At 74.5% G+C, this 18,872-nt stretch carries 13 protein-coding genes; 6 read left to right on the top strand and 7 right to left on the bottom strand.

Going from position 1 to position 18,872, the window contains the following annotated elements:
• Positions 1-32: 32 nt before the first annotated feature.
• Both G9H72_RS09030 and G9H72_RS21450 read right to left on the bottom strand, forming a co-directional pair.
• Positions 33-827 (bottom strand): 2,3-dihydro-2,3-dihydroxybenzoate dehydrogenase, encoded by a 795-nt coding sequence (locus tag G9H72_RS09030; RefSeq protein ID WP_166170097.1) that lies wholly within the window; start codon positions 825-827, stop codon positions 33-35.
• Positions 824-2,119, bottom strand: a complete 1,296-nt coding sequence (locus G9H72_RS21450) for a YncE family protein (protein ID WP_166170095.1) — start codon at positions 2,117-2,119, stop codon at positions 824-826. Before G9H72_RS21450 ends, G9H72_RS09030 begins: the two co-directional genes overlap by 4 nt.
• Positions 2,120-2,333: 214 nt before the next feature.
• On the opposite strand from G9H72_RS21450, the gene G9H72_RS09020 reads away from it, so the two are divergent.
• Genes G9H72_RS09020 through G9H72_RS09010 form a run of 3 tightly spaced genes read left to right on the top strand, consistent with a single transcriptional unit; the run spans position 2,334 to position 10,065 of the window.
• The gene (locus G9H72_RS09020; protein ID WP_166170093.1) at positions 2,334-2,606 is read left to right on the top strand and encodes a phosphopantetheine-binding protein; all 273 of its coding nucleotides are present in this window, start codon (positions 2,334-2,336) and stop codon (positions 2,604-2,606) included.
• Positions 2,603-6,610, top strand: coding sequence for an amino acid adenylation domain-containing protein (locus tag G9H72_RS09015; protein ID WP_331272123.1), 4,008 nt, complete (start codon positions 2,603-2,605; stop codon positions 6,608-6,610). Before G9H72_RS09020 ends, G9H72_RS09015 begins: the two co-directional genes overlap by 4 nt.
• Positions 6,607-10,065 (top strand): hypothetical protein, encoded by a 3,459-nt coding sequence (locus G9H72_RS09010; protein WP_166170090.1) that lies wholly within the window; start codon positions 6,607-6,609, stop codon positions 10,063-10,065. Before G9H72_RS09015 ends, G9H72_RS09010 begins: the two co-directional genes overlap by 4 nt.
• Positions 10,066-10,380: 315 nt before the next feature.
• Here the strand turns inward: G9H72_RS09010 and G9H72_RS09005 are convergent, their stop codons facing one another.
• From G9H72_RS09005 to G9H72_RS08990, 4 genes are all read right to left on the bottom strand, one after another.
• Positions 10,381-12,306 (bottom strand): PQQ-dependent sugar dehydrogenase, encoded by a 1,926-nt coding sequence (locus tag G9H72_RS09005; RefSeq protein ID WP_166170088.1) that lies wholly within the window; start codon positions 12,304-12,306, stop codon positions 10,381-10,383.
• Positions 12,307-12,531: 225 nt separating this feature from the next.
• Complete coding sequence (locus tag G9H72_RS09000) at positions 12,532-13,395, bottom strand: ABC transporter ATP-binding protein (protein ID WP_331272122.1); 864 nt, start codon at positions 13,393-13,395, stop codon at positions 12,532-12,534.
• Positions 13,392-14,474, bottom strand: a complete 1,083-nt coding sequence (locus tag G9H72_RS08995; RefSeq protein ID WP_166170084.1) for a FecCD family ABC transporter permease — start codon at positions 14,472-14,474, stop codon at positions 13,392-13,394. The genes G9H72_RS09000 and G9H72_RS08995 overlap by 4 nt, the downstream gene beginning before the upstream one ends.
• Positions 14,471-15,571 carry a FecCD family ABC transporter permease gene (locus tag G9H72_RS08990; RefSeq protein WP_331272121.1) on the bottom strand — a complete coding sequence of 367 codons (1,101 nt, stop codon included), beginning with the start codon at positions 15,569-15,571 and terminating at the stop codon, positions 14,471-14,473. Before G9H72_RS08990 ends, G9H72_RS08995 begins: the two co-directional genes overlap by 4 nt.
• Before the next feature lie 72 nt (positions 15,572-15,643).
• On the opposite strand from G9H72_RS08990, the gene G9H72_RS08985 reads away from it, so the two are divergent.
• Both G9H72_RS08985 and G9H72_RS08980 read left to right on the top strand, forming a co-directional pair.
• Complete coding sequence (locus G9H72_RS08985) at positions 15,644-16,336, top strand: alpha-ketoglutarate-dependent dioxygenase AlkB (RefSeq protein ID WP_166170082.1); 693 nt, start codon at positions 15,644-15,646, stop codon at positions 16,334-16,336.
• Positions 16,337-16,404: 68 nt separating this feature from the next.
• On the top strand, positions 16,405-17,157 hold the full coding sequence (locus G9H72_RS08980; protein ID WP_166170080.1) for a sulfite exporter TauE/SafE family protein: 753 nt from the start codon (positions 16,405-16,407) through the stop codon (positions 17,155-17,157).
• Positions 17,158-17,164: 7 nt separating this feature from the next.
• Here the strand turns inward: G9H72_RS08980 and G9H72_RS08975 are convergent, their stop codons facing one another.
• Positions 17,165-17,950: a hypothetical protein gene (locus tag G9H72_RS08975; protein ID WP_331272120.1), complete on the bottom strand. Its 786-nt coding sequence runs from the start codon at positions 17,948-17,950 to the stop codon at positions 17,165-17,167.
• 82 nt (positions 17,951-18,032) lie between these two features.
• Here G9H72_RS08975 and G9H72_RS22905 point away from each other — a divergent pair, with 82 nt between their 5' ends.
• Positions 18,033-18,857: a TrmH family RNA methyltransferase gene (locus G9H72_RS22905; protein WP_331272119.1), complete on the top strand. Its 825-nt coding sequence runs from the start codon at positions 18,033-18,035 to the stop codon at positions 18,855-18,857.
• Positions 18,858-18,872 lie beyond the last annotated feature (15 nt).

Here is an 18,872-nt window from a genome sequence, read left to right as displayed (position 1 = left end):
CTGTGCGGTCACGTGTTCTCCAGAAGAGTCTTTCAGGCGCGAAGAGTCGCGCCGCCGTCGACGTACAGGTCGTGCATGGTGATGTGGCGTGCGGCGTCGGAGACGAGGAACAGGACCGCCTCGGCGACGTCGGCGGGGTCCGCGATCCGGCCCAGCGGGATGCCGACGCGGTACGTCCCCGGGTCGCCCGCGATGACCGCGTCGGCGCCGTCCGGGCCGGCCCAGAGCGAGCGCTGCATGTCGGTGAGCGTGGAGCCCGGGGAGACGACGTTGCACCGGATCCCGTGCGGGGCCAGCTCGAGCCCCAGGCACTTGGTGAACTGGGCGGCGGCCGCCTTCGAGGCGGCGTACGCGGCCATGTTCACCCGGGGGACGCCAGCGGCGTTCGACCCGACGGTGACGATGCTCCCGCGACGGCGGGGGAGCATGCGGCGGGCGGCGGCGCGCGACGCCGCGAAGACGCCGGTGGCGTTCACGGCGAAGGTGAGGTCCCAGTCCTCGTCGGACAGGCCCGCGACGGGGCCGGGGCGCAGCACCCCGGCGACGTTGACCAGGGTGTCGAGCGGGCCCAGCCGGCGCTCCAGGTCGGTCATGGCCCCGTCGACGGCGGTGCGGTCGCGCACGTCCACCGCGTAGGGCAGGGAGCGGGCGCCGACGGCGCGGAGCGCCGCGGAGGTGTCCTCCGCGGCGCTCGCGTCGGCGTCCAGCACGGCGACGGAGGCACCGTCCCGGGCGAGGGCGGAGGCGACGGCTGCGCCGATGCCGCGGCCCGCGCCCGTCACGAGGGCGACGGTCCCGTCGATACCTGGACGACCGGGGGCGGTCACAGCCCCGCGATCTCCTCGAGGATCGCGGCCGGCGCGGGAGCGTCGGCGGCGCGCAGCTCGGACACCGCGCGCGCGAGGTAGCGCACACCCTCCCGCGAGGCGACGAGGTCGCCCGCGGTCGTCCAGTTGCCACGGGAGAGCGCGCGCTCGAGGTCCTTGAGCGCCTTGTGCAGGTCGGTGTCGGCCTTCGCGTACGGCCTCAGCGCGGCGAGCACCCGGGCGGCCGTCGACCGGTCGTCCGCCGCGCTGGCCGCCGGCTTCACGATCGCGACCGTGTCGTCGCCCTTGTTGGTCACGAAGACCTGGTCGTAGAGCGTGTCGACGGCCGGGGTGTTGGCTCGGGGGCCGACCGGGAGCGACCACTTGAGGTCGCCGGTGGCGGTGTCGATCGCCCACAGCGTGCCGTCACCCTGGTTGGTGAAGTACGCCGTGTGGTTGCCCTCGTCGAGGTCGATGCCGAGGCCGCCGTTGTTGTTGCCCGCGTCGACGGTCTTGACCAGCGACAGCTTCTTGGTGTCGATGACGGAGACCGACCCCGTGCTGTAGCCGGTCACGAAGCCGAGCCCGGTCTTCGGGTCGACGCTGATGTTCTGCGAGGTCGAGGGGAGCGCGATGACCTTCTTGATCTTCTTCGTCCTGCCGTCGATCACGGTGACGTCGCCGGCCAGGTGCACGACGTAGAAGTTCTTGGTCGCGGGGTCGTACTCGACGTCCATCGCGTTGGCCCCGGGGCCGACGCCGAAGGTCCCCTCGAGGGTGTTGGTCGCGCCGTCGATGACCGCGACGCGCTGGTTGTTGATCTCGGTCACGTAGACCTTGTTGTTCACCGTGTCGACCTCGAGCTGGCGGTTCTGGACGCCGAGCTCGATGGTCGTGACCTCGGTGTTCGTGTCGAGGTCGTAGACGGAGACCGAGTTCTTGCGGGTGTTGCCGGTGTACAGCGTGTTCGTCACCGGGTTGATGGCGAGCGCGTACGGCGCGGTGTCGGAGGACTCGATGAAGCCGGTGACCTGCCCTGTCTTCGTGTCCACCTCCTGGATCCGCGCGGTGGCGGTGTTGGTGCGCGTGCCGCCGCTCGCGACGTAGGACTTGCCCGTGTAGGGGTTGGTGACGACCTCGTAGACGCCGAGCGCGACCGGGAAGCTGCCGCTCTTGACCGGGCCGTCGGCGGCGGACGCCGACGAGGCGGACAGGCCGGTCACGGCGAGCGCTGCGCTCGCGGTGGCGACGGCGGCGATGCGGGCCGTGCGGCGCAGGCGGGCGCCCGTCGAGCGCGTCGTGGAGAAGGGCATGCGGGTGCCTCCGGGGTCAGGAAGAAGTGTCGGCGCTGAGAGTAAGGCAAGGCTCACCTAATCTGGCAACCCCTGAACCCGTATCCGCTAAGGGCAGCCTGCCCTAAGCTAAGCGCCCGGCGGTTGCGTGCTGCAACGGCGCTCCGACAGACCGCCACGTACCTGCGCATTCGCCTCCAACGTCCGACCCGCTCGCCCTCAGGAGCCCCGTCACATGAGCGACCCCACCGCCGCGCCCCGCCCCGCGCACCTCGAGTCCCTGCGTGCGGAGGTCGCGGGAATCCTCGGCGTCTCCCCGGCCGAGATCGGTGACGACGACGACCTCATCGACGCCGGTCTGGACTCGGTACGGCTGCTCTCGCTCGTCAACCGCTGGCAGGGAGCCGGCACGACGGTCTCCTTCCTGGACCTCGCCGAGCGGCCGACGGTGGCTGCCTGGGCCGGCCTGCTGGCTCCCGCGGGCAGCGCCGCCGGCAGGGCGGAGTGACCGCGCTCGACGCGGCCACCACGGCTGCCGTGCCCGGCCCCCGCGACGTCGACGCCGACCGGCGCCTGCCGCTGACCGGCGCGCAGCGCGGGGTGTGGTTCGCGCAGGCGCTGGACCCGTCCAACCCAGTCTTCAACACAGGCGAGTACCTCGAGTTGCGCGGGCCGCTCGAGCCCGCCGCCCTCGTGGAGGCGGCCCGGCGTGCGGTCAGCGAGGCCGACGCCCTCCACGTGCGGCTCGTCGAGGACTCCTCGGGCGTCCCGTGGCAGCACCCGGTCCCCGTCGCCCCCGGGGACATGCCGGTCGTGGACCTGGCCGGCGAGCCCGACCCGAGGCTGGCTGCCGAGGAGCTCATGCGCCAGGACCTCTGGCGTCCGCTCGACCTGTCACACGATGTGCTTTTCGCCAATGTGCTCTTCCGGCTCGGCGCCGACCACTGGCTCTGGTACCACCGCTTCCACCACGTCGTCATCGACTACTTCGGCATGTCGCTGCTGAGCCGCCGGACCGCGGAGCTCTACACGGCGCTCGTCGCCCAGGAGCCCCCGCCGCCCGCGCGGTTCCGGCCGCTGCGCGACCTGGTGGCCGAGGACAGGGCCTACGAGCAGTCCGAGCGGCACGCGGCCGACCGCGCGTACTGGCTCGCCGAGCTCGACGACCGCCCCGCGCAGGTCAGCCTCGCCACCGGGTCCGCCCCGACGTCGCACCGCTTCTCACGCAGCGTGGCCGAGCTCCCGCCCGGCCTGCTCGACCGGCTGCAGGCCGCGGCCGCCCGGATGGGGACGGTCTGGCCGCACCTGGTGGCCGCGGCGGCCGGCCTCCTGGTCTCCCGGGTGACGGGCTCGCCGGACGTCGTCCTCGGCTGGCCGGTCATGGGACGGCTCGGCTCCGTGGCGATGCAGGTCCCGGCGATGGTCGTGAACGTGCCCCCGCTGCGACTGCTGGTGGACGACGCCGAGCCGCTGTCCGCGCTCGTCGCCCGGGTGGGGGACCAGGCGCGCGCCGCCGCCCGGCACGGGCGGTACCGCTACGAGGAGCTCGGGCGCGACCTGGGAGCGGCCCCCGGCGGGGCCCGGCTCTTCGGCCCGCAGGTCAACGTGATGCCGTTCGAGCCGGACCTGCGCTTCGCCGGGCTGCCGGCCGTCGCCCACAACCTGTCCGCCGGGCCGGTGGACGACCTCACCGTCAACGTCTACCTGCGCGGCAAGCACGAGGGCCTGCAGATCGAGGTCGACGCCAACCCGGCGCTCTACTCCCCGGACGCCGTCGAGGCCCATCAGCGCCGGCTCGTCCACCTGCTCGACGCGATCGCCGACGCGGGCGCGCAGGCCCGGGTCGGGGAGCTGGACGCGTTGCCCGCAGCCGAGCGCGACCTCGTGCTCCGGGACTGGAACGACACCGCCCAGCCGGTGCCAGCCACCACCCTGCCCCGGCTCTTCGCCGACCAGGCCGCCCGCACCCCCGACGCCGTCGCGCTCGTCGCCGACGGCGGCGGCACGCTGACCTACGCCGAGCTCGACGAGCGGGCCGCAGCGCTCGCGGCCCGGCTGCGCGCCCGGGGCGCGGGCCCGGGGCGCGTGGTCGCGGTCGCCCTGGACCGCTCGGTCGAGCTCGTCGCGAGCCTGTACGCCGCCCACCGGGCCGGCGCCGCCTACCTCCCGCTGGACCCGGCCCACCCGGCCGACCGGCTCGCCTTCGTCCTCGAGGACGCGCACCCGGTGTGCGTCGTGTGCGACGCCTCGTCGGCGGCCCGCCTGCCCGCGGGTACCCCGGTGGTCCTCGTCGACGAGGCGCCGGAGGTGGCACCCGCCCCCGCGACCGGCCCGCAGGCCGGGCCCGACGACCCCGCGTACGTCATCTACACGTCCGGCTCGACCGGGCGCCCCAAGGGCGTGGTCGTGCCGCACCGCGGCATCGTCAACCGGCTGCTCTGGATGCAGGACGCGTACCGGCTCGGCCCGGACGACCGCGTGGTCCAGAAGACGCCTTCCGGCTTCGACGTCTCGGTCTGGGAGTTCTTCTGGCCGCTGCTGGCCGGCTCGACCCTGGTGCTGGCCCGGCCAGGCGCGCACCGTGACCCGGCGTACCTCGCGGAGCTGTTCGTGCGCGAGCGGATCACGACCGCGCACTTCGTGCCGTCGATGCTGGAGGCGTTCCTCGACGAGCCGGCCGCCGCCGGTGCCGCCCGGTCGCTGCGGCGCGTCGTCTGCAGCGGGGAGGCGCTGGCCGAGGCGACGGCCCGGCGGTTCCACGCCACGCTGCCCGGCGTCGCCCTGCACAACCTGTACGGCCCCACCGAGGCGTCCGTCGACGTCACCGCTTGGGAGTGCCGGCCCGACGCCCCGGCCGGCCCGGTCCCCATCGGGCGACCGGTGTGGAACACCCGCACGTACGTCCTGGACGCCGCCGGCCGGCCGGCCCCGATCGGGGCCGCCGGCGAGCTCCACCTCGCCGGCGTCCAGGTCGCGGACGGCTACCTCAACCGCCCCGAGCTCACCGCGGAGCGCTTCCTGCCCGACCCGTTCGTGCCGGGGGAGCGCATGTACCGCACCGGCGACCTCGCCCGCTGGCGGTTCGACGGTGCCCTCGATTACGTGGGACGCAACGACGACCAGGTCAAGATCCGCGGCCAGCGCATCGAGCTCGGCGAGGTGGAGTCCGTGCTGCGGGCGCACGCCGGCGTCGCCACCGGGGCGGTCGTCGCGCGCGAGGACCGGCCGGGCGACCGCTACCTGGCCGCGTACGTCGTTCCCGCCCGCGCGCTCGAGGTGTCCGAGCTGCGCGAGCACCTGACGGCGGCCCTGCCCGATGCGATGGTGCCGACCGCGTACGTCCTCCTGGACGCGCTGCCCGTCACCGTCAACGGGAAGCTCGACCGCGCGGCGCTGCCGCAGCCGCAGCGGGACGTCCGTGGGGCCGACGCCGTCCCCCGCACGCCCATGCAGGAAGCCTTCTGCGGCCTCTTCGCGGACGTGCTCGGCCTCGACCGCGTGGGGCCGGAGGACGGCTTCTTCGAGCTGGGCGGGCACTCGCTGCTGGCCGCCCAGCTCGCCGCCCGGGCCCGGTCCGTGCTGGGGCGCGACGTCCCGCTGGCGTCGGTGTTCGCGGCCCCGACCCCTGCCGGGCTCGCCGAGCTCGTCGAGGAGGGCCGCGCCGGCGACGCGCTGGCCGGCCTGCTCCCGCTCCGCTCCGGTGGGTCGGCGCCGGCGCTGTTCTGCCTGCACCCGGCCGGCGGGCTCGGCTGGTGCTACGTCGGGCTCCTGCAGGAGATCCCGCAGGACCGGCCCGTCTACGCGGTCCAGGCGCAGGGGCTCGACGGCACCGCGACGCTGCCCGCCTCGCTGCAGGAGATGGCGGCCGACTACGTGCGGCGCATCCGTGCGGCGCAGCCCGCGGGGCCGTACCACCTGCTGGGGTGGTCGGTCGGCGGCGTGATCGCCCACGAGGTGGCGGTGCAGCTGCAGCAGGCGGGCGAGCAGGTCGGCCTGGTCGCCCTGCTCGACGCGTACCCGAGCGAGCAGTGGGCGAGCCTGCCGCCGCCCGACGAGTCCGACGCCCTGACGGCGCTGCTGCTCATGGCCGGCGTGGACCCGACGGCGGCGCCGCTGCCGCAGCCGTTGCGCCGGGACGAGGTCATCGCGCACCTGCGCGCCCAGGGCAGCGCGGTGGGCGGCCTCGACGCCGGCACGCTCGCCGCGGTCGTCGGCGTCGTCGCGAACAACGCCGCCCTGATGCGCTCCCACCGGCACGGCACGCTCGAGGGCGACGCGTTCTTCGTGGCCGCCACCACGCCCGTCGACCGGCCGCTCTTCGCGGTCCCGGACGGCTCGCTCGACCGCTCCGGATGGGGGGCTCACCTGACCGGCGAGCTCGACGTCATGGAAGTCGCCTGCACCCATCCCGAGCTCGTACGCCCCGACGTGCTGCGCACCATCGGTGCCGCCGTCGCGGACCGCCTGACGCAGGACCCGAAGCTGTCCGTCCCGAGGAGTGACCGACCGTGAGCCCGACCCGATCCCACCGCGCGCCGCGCCCGAGACGGCGGCTCGTCCTCACCGGACGCCGGCCGCGCCTGCTGGCCGCCCTGCTCGGTGCGCTCGTCCTCGCCACGGGCAGCGCCGTCGTCGGCGGTGCAGCGATCGCCGCGAGCGCCGGGCCTGCCGTCACCCTCGCCAACGCCAGCGTGCCGGCGGGCGGGACGGTGACGTTCAGCGGCACGGGCTTCGCCGCGGACGCGCGGGTCGCGGTCAAGATCGACGACGGCCTGCAGTTGCGGAACCCCACGGAGTCCGACGGACGGTGGGGCGTCACGGCCGACGGCGCGCTCTCGGGCGTCGTCGTCATCCCCGCTGACACGCCGGTCGGGCCGCACTGGCTGCGCTTCCTCGCCGCGAACGGCGTCAGCATCCGGGCCGACGTCACCGTGGCGAGCGTGAGCCTCGGGCTCGCGACCCTGCACGCAGGTGGAGCCCAGAGCTTCACGGGCACGGGCTTCGTGCCGGGCGCGCGCATCGCGGTCACGATCGACGACGGGGCGACGCTCGCCAACCCGGCCGAGGGTGACGGGCGCTTCGTGGTCGACGGGGAGGGCAAGCTGGCCGGCTCGGTGACCGTGCCGCCGAGCGCCGCGGTCGGCTCGCACTGGCTGCGCTTCCTCGCGTCCGGAGGCGTGAGCATCAAGAGCGCGCCGTTCGGGGTCGCCGCGGCCACGGTGCCCGCCGCCCCGGTCACGGCCGGGACCGCGGTCACCCTCACGGCCGTGGGACTCCCTGCAGCGGCGCGCGTGGCCGTGAAGCTGGACAGCACGACCACCCTGAGCAACCCGGCCGAAGCCGACGGCCGCTTCGTCGCGGGCGCGGACGGCACGCTGACCGCGTCCGTGACCGTGCCCGGCGCGACCACCGCCGGCACCCACTGGCTCCAGCTGCTGGCCACGCCGGGCGTCAGCGTGCGCAGCGCGGACTTCACCGTGCAGGCCGCCCCCGTGCCCCCAGCCGTGACCCTCGGCGCGACCTCGGTGCAGGCCGGAAGCGCGATTCCGGTGTCCGGCGTCGGGTTCCCGGCCGGGGCGACCGTCACCGTCAAGCTGGACGACGCCCGCACGCTGACGGCCCTGACTGCCGGCGCGGACGGCTCGTTCACCGGAACGGTCACGATCCCGTCGGACGTGGCGGTGGGGGCGCACACCCTGCGCTTCCTCGCACAGAGCCCCGCGACGAGCGTCAGGAGCGCCGACTTCTCCGTGACCTCGGCCCCGGCCCCCGCCGCGGTGTCCCTCGGAGCGTCGGCCGTGCAGGCCGGCCAGTCGATCTCGTTCAGCGGCACGGGCTTCCCGCCCTCCCAGACGCTGACGGTGAAGCTGGACGACAGCACGACGCTCACGACCTTCCCGATCGGCGTGGACGGGACCGTCAGCGGCTCCGTGACCATCGCCGGCACGGTCGCGGCCGGCACGCACTGGCTGCGTTTCCTCGCCCCCAACCCCTCGACCAGCGTCCGGTCGGCGGACTTCACGGTGACCGGGGCGCCCACCCCGCCGGCCCCGGCTCCCGCCGCCGCTTCCCTCGGCGCGGCCTCCGTGCAGGCCGGCTCGGCGCTCTCGTTCGGCGTCACCGGCTTCCCGGCGGGCCAGACCCTCACCGTGAAGATCGACGACGGCGCGATCCTGTCGACGTACCCGATCTCCGCCAGCGGCACGGTCGACGCGAGCGTGACGATCCCCGCGGACCTCGCCGCCGGCACCCACTGGCTGCGCTTCCTCGCCGCCAACCCCTCGACCAGCGTCCGGTCCGCCGACTTCACGGTCTCCGCGCCCCCGCAGCCCCGGCCGTCGCAGACCTCCACCCCCGCGCCCACCGCGTCCCCCACGGCGGCCGCCGTCCGCCTGAGCAGGAGCACGGTCACCGCGGGCGGGGACCTGACGTTCAGCGCGAGCCGGTTCCCCGCGGGCCAGACCCTGACGGTCAAGCTCGACGACGACGCGATCCTGACGACGTTCACCGTGGGGGCGAACGGCTCGGTCGACGGGACGGTCACGATCCCCGGGGCGACGAAGGCGGGGGCGCATTGGCTGCGCTTCCTGGCGCCCAACCCGTCGACCAGCGTCCGCTCCGACAACTTCACGGTCACCGCCGCCGGCGCCTCGCCGTCACCCACGCCGTCCTCGTCGACGCCTGCTGACGCGGGCCGGGCAGCGGCGAGCCTCAAGGCCACGACGCTGCAGGCGGGCCGGGCCATGAGCTTCTCGGTGACGGGGTTCCCGGCCGGCAGGACGCTGACGGTCAAGCTCGACGACGCCGACATCCTCAAGACGTTCCGGATCGGCGCCGACGGCTCGGTCTCCGGGTCCGTGACGATCCCGGCCGCCACCGCGAACGGCACGCACTGGCTGCGCTTCCTGGCCCCCGACCCCGCGACGAGCGTCAAGTCCGCCACGTTCCGGGTGACGGGTCGGGCGGCGGCCTCGGGGTCGTCGGGGGGCGGCTCAGCGGGGTCGGGATCGTCCGGCTCCGGGTCGGGCTCGTCCGGCTCCGGGCCGACTGCGGGCGGCTCGGGCTCGGGCTCGGGCGGTGCCTCCGGGGGCTCGACGGCGGGGGGCGCGGCCACGGGCGCCGCGTCGAGCGGCAGCGACGCGAACACCGGTGCGAAGGCGACGCTCAGCGGCTCGTCGGTGACGCCGGGCGGCACGATCTCGTTCACCGGCAGGGGCTTTCCCGCCGGCGAGCAGTTGACGATCAAGCTCGACGACCAGGACATCCTGCAGCAGTTCGCCATCTCGGCCTCGGGCGACGTGTCCGGCACCGTCACGGTTCCCGCGACGACCTCGGCCGGCGCCCACTGGCTGCGTTTCCTCGCCCCCAACCCGCCCACGACGCTCACGGCCGGGTTCACGGTGGTCGCGGCGGCGGGCTCGACCGGCTCGGCGAGTACGCCCGGAGGGGCGGCCGGTGGTGCGGCCGCTGCCGGTGGCACCACCTCCGCGACGGGGGCGAGTGCCAGCGCGGGCGGGGCGACCGTCACCCTGGGCGCCTCGTTGGCGACCGCCGGCGGTGAGCTGACCTTCACCGGCTCGGGATTCCCAGCCTCGGCCGACGTCATCGTGACGATCGACGACACCGACACCCTCACCACGGTCGCCGCCGATGCCGCCGGCGGGCTGGCGGGGTCGGTGATCCTGCCGCTCGACACGCCCATCGGCAACCACTGGCTCACGTTCGCGGCGAACGGCCTGTCCGCCTCGCTCAAGGTCGACTTCGTCACGAGTGCTGCCCCGAGCCCGGCCACCCTCGTCGCCGACACGCTGGCCGCGGCCGCCGCGACCGGCTCCGACGACGACGGCGAGCTGCCCCCGTGGGGCGTCCTGCTGGCGGCCATGGCCGGCGCGGCCCTGGTCGGCGGGGCGGCCGGGGGAGGCGGGATCGCCCTGCTGCTGCAGCGCAGGGGGCCGGCTCCCGCCTGACCGCCCCTCGACCGACGAGGCCGAGGCCCGCCGTGCGGCACCGTTGCGTGTCCGCGGCGGGCCCCGGCCTCTTCCGCGTCCCCATGCGCGGCACGTGGCATGCGGCGTGCGGTGTCGTGGGAGCGGCAGGAGACGCCTCGAGCCTCGCTCGCGCCCGTGGCACGTAGCGCTCACCAGGTCGAGCTTCGCCGTACGACACGCGGCGTGTCCCCGGGGGCCGTCGAGCTCGGGCGGCGCCACGCCGGCCAGTGCAACGCACGAAGGCCGGAGCCGCGGGACACGTGTCGCGTCCCGGGGCTCCGGCCTTATGCAGGGCTACTTGCGGTAGATCTCGTAGACGTCGCCGAGGTTGTTCGAGACGACGTACAGATTGCCGTTCGGGCCGGTACGGATATCGGTCGCGACACCGAAGTCCTGGCCGAACAGGAGCGTCTCGCTCTCGGTGATGCCGTACTTCTCGGTGTTGTCGGCGACCTTGTCGTGCAGGCGCTTGTCGGTGGACGAGATCCCGGTACGCCGGCTGTTGAGGTCGATCTTGAAGATCTGGCCCCCGAGCAGCACGTTGCGGGCCGCGCCGACGAACAGGTCACCGTGGTAGGCACTGCCGAGCGCGTTGCCGTCCTGGAAGCCGAGGCCGATGGGCGCCAGCTCGTACTTCCAGCTCAGGGCCGGGTCCTGGTAGTGCGACAGGACGCGCCCGTTGACGGCCGAGAGCTGTCCCCGGATCTCCCCTCCGGGCAGGGCGGCGGTGTGGACGTTGACGTACGCCCGTCCCTGCTTGATCCGGCGGAGCAGTTCGGCCATGGACCCGTCGAAGCCGGGAGCCCGTGCGATGACGTCGGCGGGCGTGATGCGCCCCTCGGCGATCCGCGTCTCGCCGTCGACGGTGACGCCGGCCGGGTCGTTGAACAGGTTGACGGCGATGGGGCCGTTCTGGCCCGGGCCGCCGAGGTGGATGTGCGCCATGCGCACGTCGGCGATGTTGGCGACCTCGAGCCGGTACTTGAGCGAGCCGTCCGCCAGAAGGACGAACGTTGCTTCACCGGTGGCCGCGGACGAGTTGACCGGGACCTCGCGGGAGCCGCTCAGGTCCGCCTTGAAGGTGGTGCCACCGACGGTCACCTTGAACATCCGCTCGAGCGCCAGCTCCGGGGAGGACTGCACGTTGTTGACGTTCGCCGGGTCCCAACGGGTCTGCTGCAGCCCGGCGAAGGGCGGGGCCGACTCGATCGCGCGGTACTGCGCCTGACGCGCGAGGGGGCCCATCGTCTGGACCCAGCCGAGGTTCGAGCCGGCGGGCACGCGGTTGATCTCGGCGAAGCTGTCGTCGCCGTTCTGGGAGTCCCAGAGGTCGCCGCTGATCGGGTCGAACGCGAAGCCGAAGGCGTTGCGCACGCCGTAGGCGAAGACCTTCTGCCAGTTGGCGCCGACCTCGCCGCCGCGCTCGGTGCCGGCGGCGTAGAACGGGTTGTCGGTGGGAGCGCTGCCGTCGTCGTTGAGCCGCAGGATCGCGCCGGTGAGGTGTGCGTTGTCGGGCTCCGGGCCGCCGTGCTGGTCGTCAGGCTGGTTGCCGGCAGGGATCGCCGGGCAGGGAAGGGCCGTCACGCAGCCCGGGCCGTCGGCGAGGTTCTGCAACTGGCCGCGGCGGCCCTGGTCGCCGAGCTCGATGTAGAGCTTGCCGTCGGGGCCGAAGGCGATCTTGCCGCCGTTGTGGTTGCCGCGCTCGACGACTTGGCCGGCGGCGTTGACGTTGGTCGCGTCGTTCTGCCGCGAGCGGGTCGCGATGATGGCCCGGTCCTGCGTGAGCGTCGACCCGTTCCAGACGAAGCGGTCGACGCGGTTGCCCAGCATCGGGACCTCTGCGGCCACGGTCGAGTCGGCCCCGGTGGAGCTCTGCGTCCAGAACAGGTAGACCCAGGGCGTCGCCGGGAAGCCCGGGTGCAGCGCCATCCCGAGCAGGCCACGCTCGGAGTTCGAGTTCACTGCGAGGTCGAGCACGGTCGACACGGCGCCGTTGGTCACGCGCTGGACCCGGCCCGTCGTCTTCTCCGTCACGAGCATGTCGTCCGGGCCGAGGAACGCGAGGTTCGTCGGCGCGACCAGGCCGCTGGCGACCGTGCGCACCGCGAGGCTCGGGTCGACGACCGTCGGGGACGCGGCGTACCCGGCTTGGGTGGGCGGAAGCACCGCAGCCGCGAGCGGGAGCACGGCTACGGCGATGAGGGCTTTCTTGCGGGGCATTTGCCTCTCCTTCCCTCGCCGTGGCGAGGATGGAGCGCGAGGGGAGCTCGTCCGCCCAGCGCCGGACGGCGCCTGTGCCGAACGTTTATCGGTCCTTCCCCCCGGCGCACGATTGAGGACGTGCGCGAGCATGCCGCAATTGCCGCAGCATCCCGGACAGGACGGGAGGGGCTGCGGCTGCGGCAACACTCGCAATGCCTTACACGGGACTGCGGGCCGGGCGGTTCAACCGCCGGGAGAGTTTTCTGCGGGGGAATTAGCGGCTGCGGAGCGACGCCGCTGCCGGGCCGCCGGGACGACCAGCGGCGTGCCGGTCTCCGGGTCGGGCACCACCCGGCAGGCGAGCCCGAACACGTCCTCGACGAGCTCGGCGGTGACGATGTCGCCCGGCCGCCCGGCCGCCATGATCTGGCCGTCGCGCATCGCGATGAGGTGGGTGGCGTAGCGACAGGACAGGTTGAGGTCGTGCAGGACGGCGACCACCGTGCGCCCCTCGTCCTCGTGCAGCTGCGCGCACAGGTCGAGCACCTCGACCTGGTGGGCGATGTCCAGGAAGGTCGTCGGCTCGTCGAGCAGCAGGATCGGCGTCTCCTGCGCCAGCACCATGGCGAGCCACACCCGCTGCCGCTGGCCGCCGGAGAGCTCGTCGACGAACCGGAGGGCAAGTCCCTCGACGTCGGTCGCGGCCATCGCGCGCGTCACCGCGGCCTCGTCGTCCGGCGACCACTGCCGGAGCAGCTTCTGGTGCGGGTAGCGCCCGCGGGCGACCAGGTCCGCGACGGTGATGCCGTCCGGGGCGATGGAGGACTGGGGGAGCAGGCCGAGGCGACGGGCCACCTCCTTCGAGGGCAACGACCGCAGCGGCTGGTCGTCGAGGAAGACCGTCCCCTCCTTGGGCGCCAGCAGCCGGGCCAGCGACCGCAGCAGCGTCGACTTCCCGCAGGCGTTCGGGCCGACGATGACGGTGAACGAGCCGTCCGGGATGGACACGCTGAGGCCCTCGGCGACGGTCCGCCGGTCGTACGCGAGGGTCAGCCCCTCCGCGTGCAGGCGGGCCCCCCCGGTCGAGGCCTGCGCCGATGCGCTCACGAGCGCCCCTTCCGCCACTCGGACGCGAGCAGCCACATCAGGTAGAGGCCGCCGACGGCCCCGGTGAGGACGCCGACCGGCAGCGCGGTGGCGAGCAGGTGCTGGGCGACGAGGTCGGCGACGGCGAGGACGAGCCCGCCCATGAGCACCGCCGGCAGCACGCCCGCACCCTGGCTGCGGGTGAGCCGGCGGGCGATCTGCGGGGCGGCCAGCGCCACGAAGCGGATCGGCCCCGCCGACGCGACGGCGACCGCGGTCGCGGCGACGGCGAGGACCAGGAGCCCGAGCCGCGCACGCTCGACCCGCACGCCGAGTGCCTTGGCCGCGTCGTCGCCCATCTCGAGCATGCGCAGCTTCCGCGAGAGCACGATCCCGATCGGCAGCAGCACGGCGAACGCGACCGCGACGGGGCGTACGTGCTCCCAGCCCCGGCCGTTCAGGCTCCCCACCAGCCAGACCTGAGCGCTCAGCGCACGGTCGACCGAGGACCGGGTGAGCAGGAAGCTGTTCACCGAGACCAGCGCGGAGCTCACGCCGATGCCGATGAGGATCAGCCGGTAGCTCTGCACGCCCCGGGAGTACGAGAGCAGGTAGATGGCGCCCGCGGTCGTCAGGCCGCCGACCACCGCTCCCGCCGCGGTGCCGGCCGTGCCGGCGCTGAGGAAGAGGATGGCGACGAGCCCGCCGAGGGCGGCGCCGTTGTCGAAGCCGACGACGTCGGGGCTGCCGAGCGGGTTGCGCGACAGGCTCTGGAAGACGAAGCCGGCCAGGCCGAGGCAGCCGCCGACCATGAGCGCGGTGAGCACCCGCGGCAGGCGCAGCGTCTCCACGATGAACTCCGTCGCCGAGGTCCCCCCGCCGAGCAGGGTGCGCACCACGTCTGCGAGTGGCAGCGGGTAGTCCCCGGTCGTGATGCTCCAGACCGCCACGACGACGACCCCGGCCGCCAGGGCCAGCCCGACGACGAGCGGGCGCAGCGTCCAGCGCAGCGAGAGCGCGCCGCCCGCCAGGGACAGCACCCGCCACGGCCGCGGGCGGCGCTCCGCGACGGCCTCGCGGCCCGGGAGGGTCGATGTCACAGCTGGGCGACCTTCCGCCGGCGGACCACCGCGACGAACACGGGGGCGCCGATCAGCGCGGTGACGAACGCTGCCTGCAGCTCCCCGGGCCGGGCCACGACGCGGCCGATCACGTCGGCGGTCAGCAGCAGGACCGGCGCCAGCACCATGGACCAGGGCAGCACCCAGCGCTGGTCGGGGCCGACGACGGCGCGGGCGACGTGCGGCACGGTGAGCCCGACGAACGCGATCGGGCCGACAGCGGCCGTCGCGGCCCCGCACAGCAGCAGGATGGACAGCGCGGACCAGGCCCGGGTACGCCCGACGTGCGCGCCGAGCGCCCGTCCGGTGTCCTCCCCGAGCGCGAGGGCGTTGAGCGACCGCACGAGGGCGAGCGCGATGAGCGCGCCCACTGCGAGGAACGGCCCCACCTGGACGAGCGTGGACATGTCGTGCCCGGAGAGGGCGCCGACCTGCCAGAAGCGCATCGCGTCGAAAGTCCCGGGGTCACTGATGCTGAGCGCCTGGGTGAAGGCACCCAGTGCGGCGGACACGGCGGTCCCGGCCAGCGCGAGCCGGACCGGCGTCGCCCCGCTGCGCCCGGTCGCGCCGAGCCCGTAGACCACGAGGGACGTGATCGCCGCTCCCAGCAGGGCGGGCCACACGTACTGCGCGGGGTCGGTGAGCCCGAGCAGGCTGATGGCGATGGCGGCGGCCGCCGCGGCTCCCGCGTTCACTCCGAGGATGCCGGGGTCGGCCAGCGGGTTGCGGGTGACCGCCTGCATGAGCGCCCCCGCGAGGCCGAGCGCCGCGCCCACCGCGAGGCCGAGCAGGGTGCGGGGGACCCGCAGGTCGTGGACCACGGTCGAGGCGGTCGAGTCATCGGGGTGCAGGAGCACGTCGAGCACCGTGCCGAGGGACAGGGCGCGCGAGCCCACGGCGATGCTCAGCAGGCTCACCGCGACGAGCAGCCCGACCGCGATCCCGAGCCCGCCGGCGCGGCGCCAGAGCCCGCCGCGGGCGGTCGTCGCCGTGGGCAGGGAGGTGGCGACGCCGTCGGGCCTCCGACCGGGGTCGGTGCCGCGCGGCGCGGCAGCGATCGGCTCGGTCCGCGACACGGCGCTTAGGCTAACCTAACCACACGGCCCCGCCGGCCCGCTCGCGGCCGCGGCCGGACGTAGGCTGATCCCGTGGCGTCCTCGATCGCCTACCAGGGCTCGCTGTTCGACGGAGGCCCCAGCACGCCCGACGACTCCTTCACGGGCCTGCGCCGCTTCGACCTCGACGAGCGCAGCTGGGTCGAGTACTGCCCGGGCTGGCTGCACGGCTCCGACGAGCTGTTCGCCGAGCTGGTCGAGACCGGCCGCTTCTCCCAGCGCACCGTCCACATGTACGACGCCACCGTCCCCGAGCCGCGGCTGACCGCGGGCTGGTCGACCGCGGTGAGCGAGGACGGACCGGACGCGGTGCCGGCAGCGCTGCGGGCGGTCTCCGAGTCGGTGTCCCGGCGCTACGGGGTGCAGTTCGACCGGGTGTGGGTGAACCTCTACCGCGACGGGCGCGACTCGGTCGCCTGGCACGGCGACCGGAACCGCAACACCCACCGCAACCCGCTCGTGGTGACCGTCTCGATCGGGGCGCGCCGCCGGTTCCTGCTGCGCCCTCGAGGGGGCAGGACCGCGCTCGAGCTGCAGCCGGGCGCCGGTGACCTCGTGGTCATGGGGGGCGCCTGCCAGCACGAGTGGGAGCACACGGTGCCGAAGCAGGCCCGGGCCGCCGGCCCGCGCATGAGCATCACCCTGCGCCACACCGCCCACCTCGACGCCCCCGGCACGTCCGGCGAGCCGCTGCCGACCTACTGGGCGCCGCCGCCGGAGGCCTGAGCGCGGGGCGGGCGCGGGTCGCCAGCTAGCCTTCGCCGCGTGTCGGCGCGCTCGTACCCCGGTCCTGCGTGACGCCGGGGGAGGCCGTCGCGGTCCTGGCGTCCGGGGTCGCGGCCGGCGGCATCAACACCCTCGTCGGGTCCGGGACGCTCGTGACCTTCCCGACGCTGCTCGCGGTCGGGCTGTCGCCCGTGACGGCGAACGCGACGAACACGATCGGCCTGGTCATGGGCTCGGTCAGCGGCGCCTGGGGCTACCGCCGCGAGCTCGCCGGGCAGCGGGCGCGCCTGCTCCGGCTCGGGCCGCTGTCGGCGCTGGGCGGCCTCATCGGTGGGGTGCTGCTCCTCGTCCTGCCGGACGACGCCTTCGAGGCGGTCGTCCCGGTGCTCGTCGCGATCGCCTGCGTGCTCGTGCTGCTCCAGCCGTGGCTCGCGCGCCGGATGGCCGCCCGCGACCGCCGCCCTGCCCACCACGGCGGCGCCGGCCTCGCGAGCGGCGTGGTGCTCACCGGCGTCTACGGCGGCTACTTCGGGGCGGCGCAAGGCGTGCTGCTCCTCGGGCTGATGGGCTCGCTGCTCGACGAGAGCCTGCACCGGGTCAACGCCGCGAAGAACGTGCTGGCAGCGATCGTCAACGGGGTCGCCGCCGTGCTCTTCGCCTTCGCCGCGCCGGTGGACTGGGCCGTGGTGCCGCTGCTGGCGGCGGGCGCGTTGCTCGGCGGAGCGCTCGGCGGCAGGTACGGCCGACGCATCCCCGCGCCGGTCCTGCGCTGGCTGATCGTGGCCGTCGGCGTGGTCGCCATCGTGCAGCTGGTGCTCTGACGTCAGGTCAGGGCCGGCCCCGCGGTGACACGTGGACCCGGGCCCCTGCCGCCGGGAACCCGAACGCCTCGGCCGCGCTGCGGCCACGCAGGAGCAGCTCGTACCACCTCACCTCACCGTCGCGGCCCGTCCAGCCGCTGCTCCCCGGCGCGAACGACATCTCCCCGGCGGGCACGTCGAAGGTCCCGTCGCTGACGGTGGCGGCCAGGGACCTGCCACCGATGGTCACCGTCACCGTCGTGCCGGACGGCGCCGGCGCCGAGGACCACGTGGTCTTCAGGTTGCCGTAGCCGTCGACGTAGGCGACGGAGCCCTCCGGCGGAGGGGGGACCGTCGCGGGGTCGAGCGGGCGGGTGCCGAGCGCGGGGTCGCGGGCCAGCAGCCGGGGGAGCAGGGCGGGGAAGGCGTCGCGGGAGCGGAACTGCGAGCCGGACGGCGGCACCTCGACCTCCACCAGCTCGTCCGCCTCCGAGCGCACGAAGGAGAACGCGTACGTCGAGTTCGCGCCGACGACCAGGCACCCGTCGGGCATCCGGGCCGCCACCAGGCCCTCGCCGCCGTTGTCGCTCCGAGGCGCGTCCTCGTCCTTCCGCGGGGCGACGTTGGAGTAGACGAGCCGGTCGGCCGGCCCCTCGGTGAGGGCCAGCTGCGCGGCACAGAAGCCGGCGGAGAGCGTGTCGAACGGTGGGACCGGGGTGTAGACGACGTCGGCCTCCGGCAGGAAGAGCGCGAGCCGCTGCCGCACCTCGGCGAACGCGAGGTCGCCCTGCCCGTAGTCGGCGATCAGATGCACGATCACCCCGATGTTGTTCCCCGTCCGAGGCAGGAGCACCTCCCGGCGCGCCCCGGAGCGCGCCGGCCGCGACAATTCCCCGGTGAACGGGAACGGTGTCGACGCCCAGCGGATCGAGAGCCCGGACGACCCACGGCTGCACGACTACACCGACCTCACCGACGTCGCGCTGCGGCGCGTCCGGGAGCCGGCGGAGGGGCTCTTCATGGCCGAGGGGGAGAAGGTCATCCTGCGCGCGGTGCAGGCGGGCTATCGCATTCGCTCGGCGCTGATGGAGGAGCGGTGGCTGCCCGGTATCGCGCCTGCGCTCGCCGCCGCGGGGGCGCCGGCGTACCTCGCGGACCAGGAGCTGCTGCGGACGGTCACGGGCTACGCGGTGCACCGCGGGGCGCTGGCGGCGATGCAGCGCCTGCCGCTGCCGGCACCGGTGGACCTGCTGCGGTCGTCGTCCCGGGTCGCCGTGCTCGAGGACGTCGTGGACCACACGAATCTCGGTGCGGTGTTCCGCGCGGCGGCCGCCCTGGGCGTCGAGGCGGTGCTGCTCACACCACGGTGCGCCGACCCGCTCTACCGCCGCGCGGTGAAGGTGTCGATGGGCGCGGTGTTCGCCGTCCCGTACGCGCGCTTCGAGCGGTGGCCGGACTGCTATTCGGAGATCCGCGACGCGGGTTTCCGGCTTCTGGCGATGACGCCGGCCGAAGGGTCCGTCGCGCTGCCGGAGCTGCCGCCGGCTGACCGCGACGCGCTGCTGCTCGGCACCGAGGGCGAGGGGCTCACGAGGCGGGCGCTTGAAGCGGCCGACGTGAGGGTGCGCATCCCCATGGACGCGGGCATCGACTCGCTCAACGTCGCGGCCGCCGCAGCGGTGACGTTCTACGCCCTTCGCTACGGCGGCCGGTCCGGCTGAGGCCGGTTCGAGGCC

Source organism: Motilibacter aurantiacus, assembly GCF_011250645.1.
In the GTDB taxonomy this organism is placed as follows: Bacteria; Actinomycetota; Actinomycetes; order Motilibacterales; family Motilibacteraceae; genus Motilibacter_A; species Motilibacter_A aurantiacus.
This window is presented reverse-complemented; position numbering and strand designations above follow the sequence as displayed.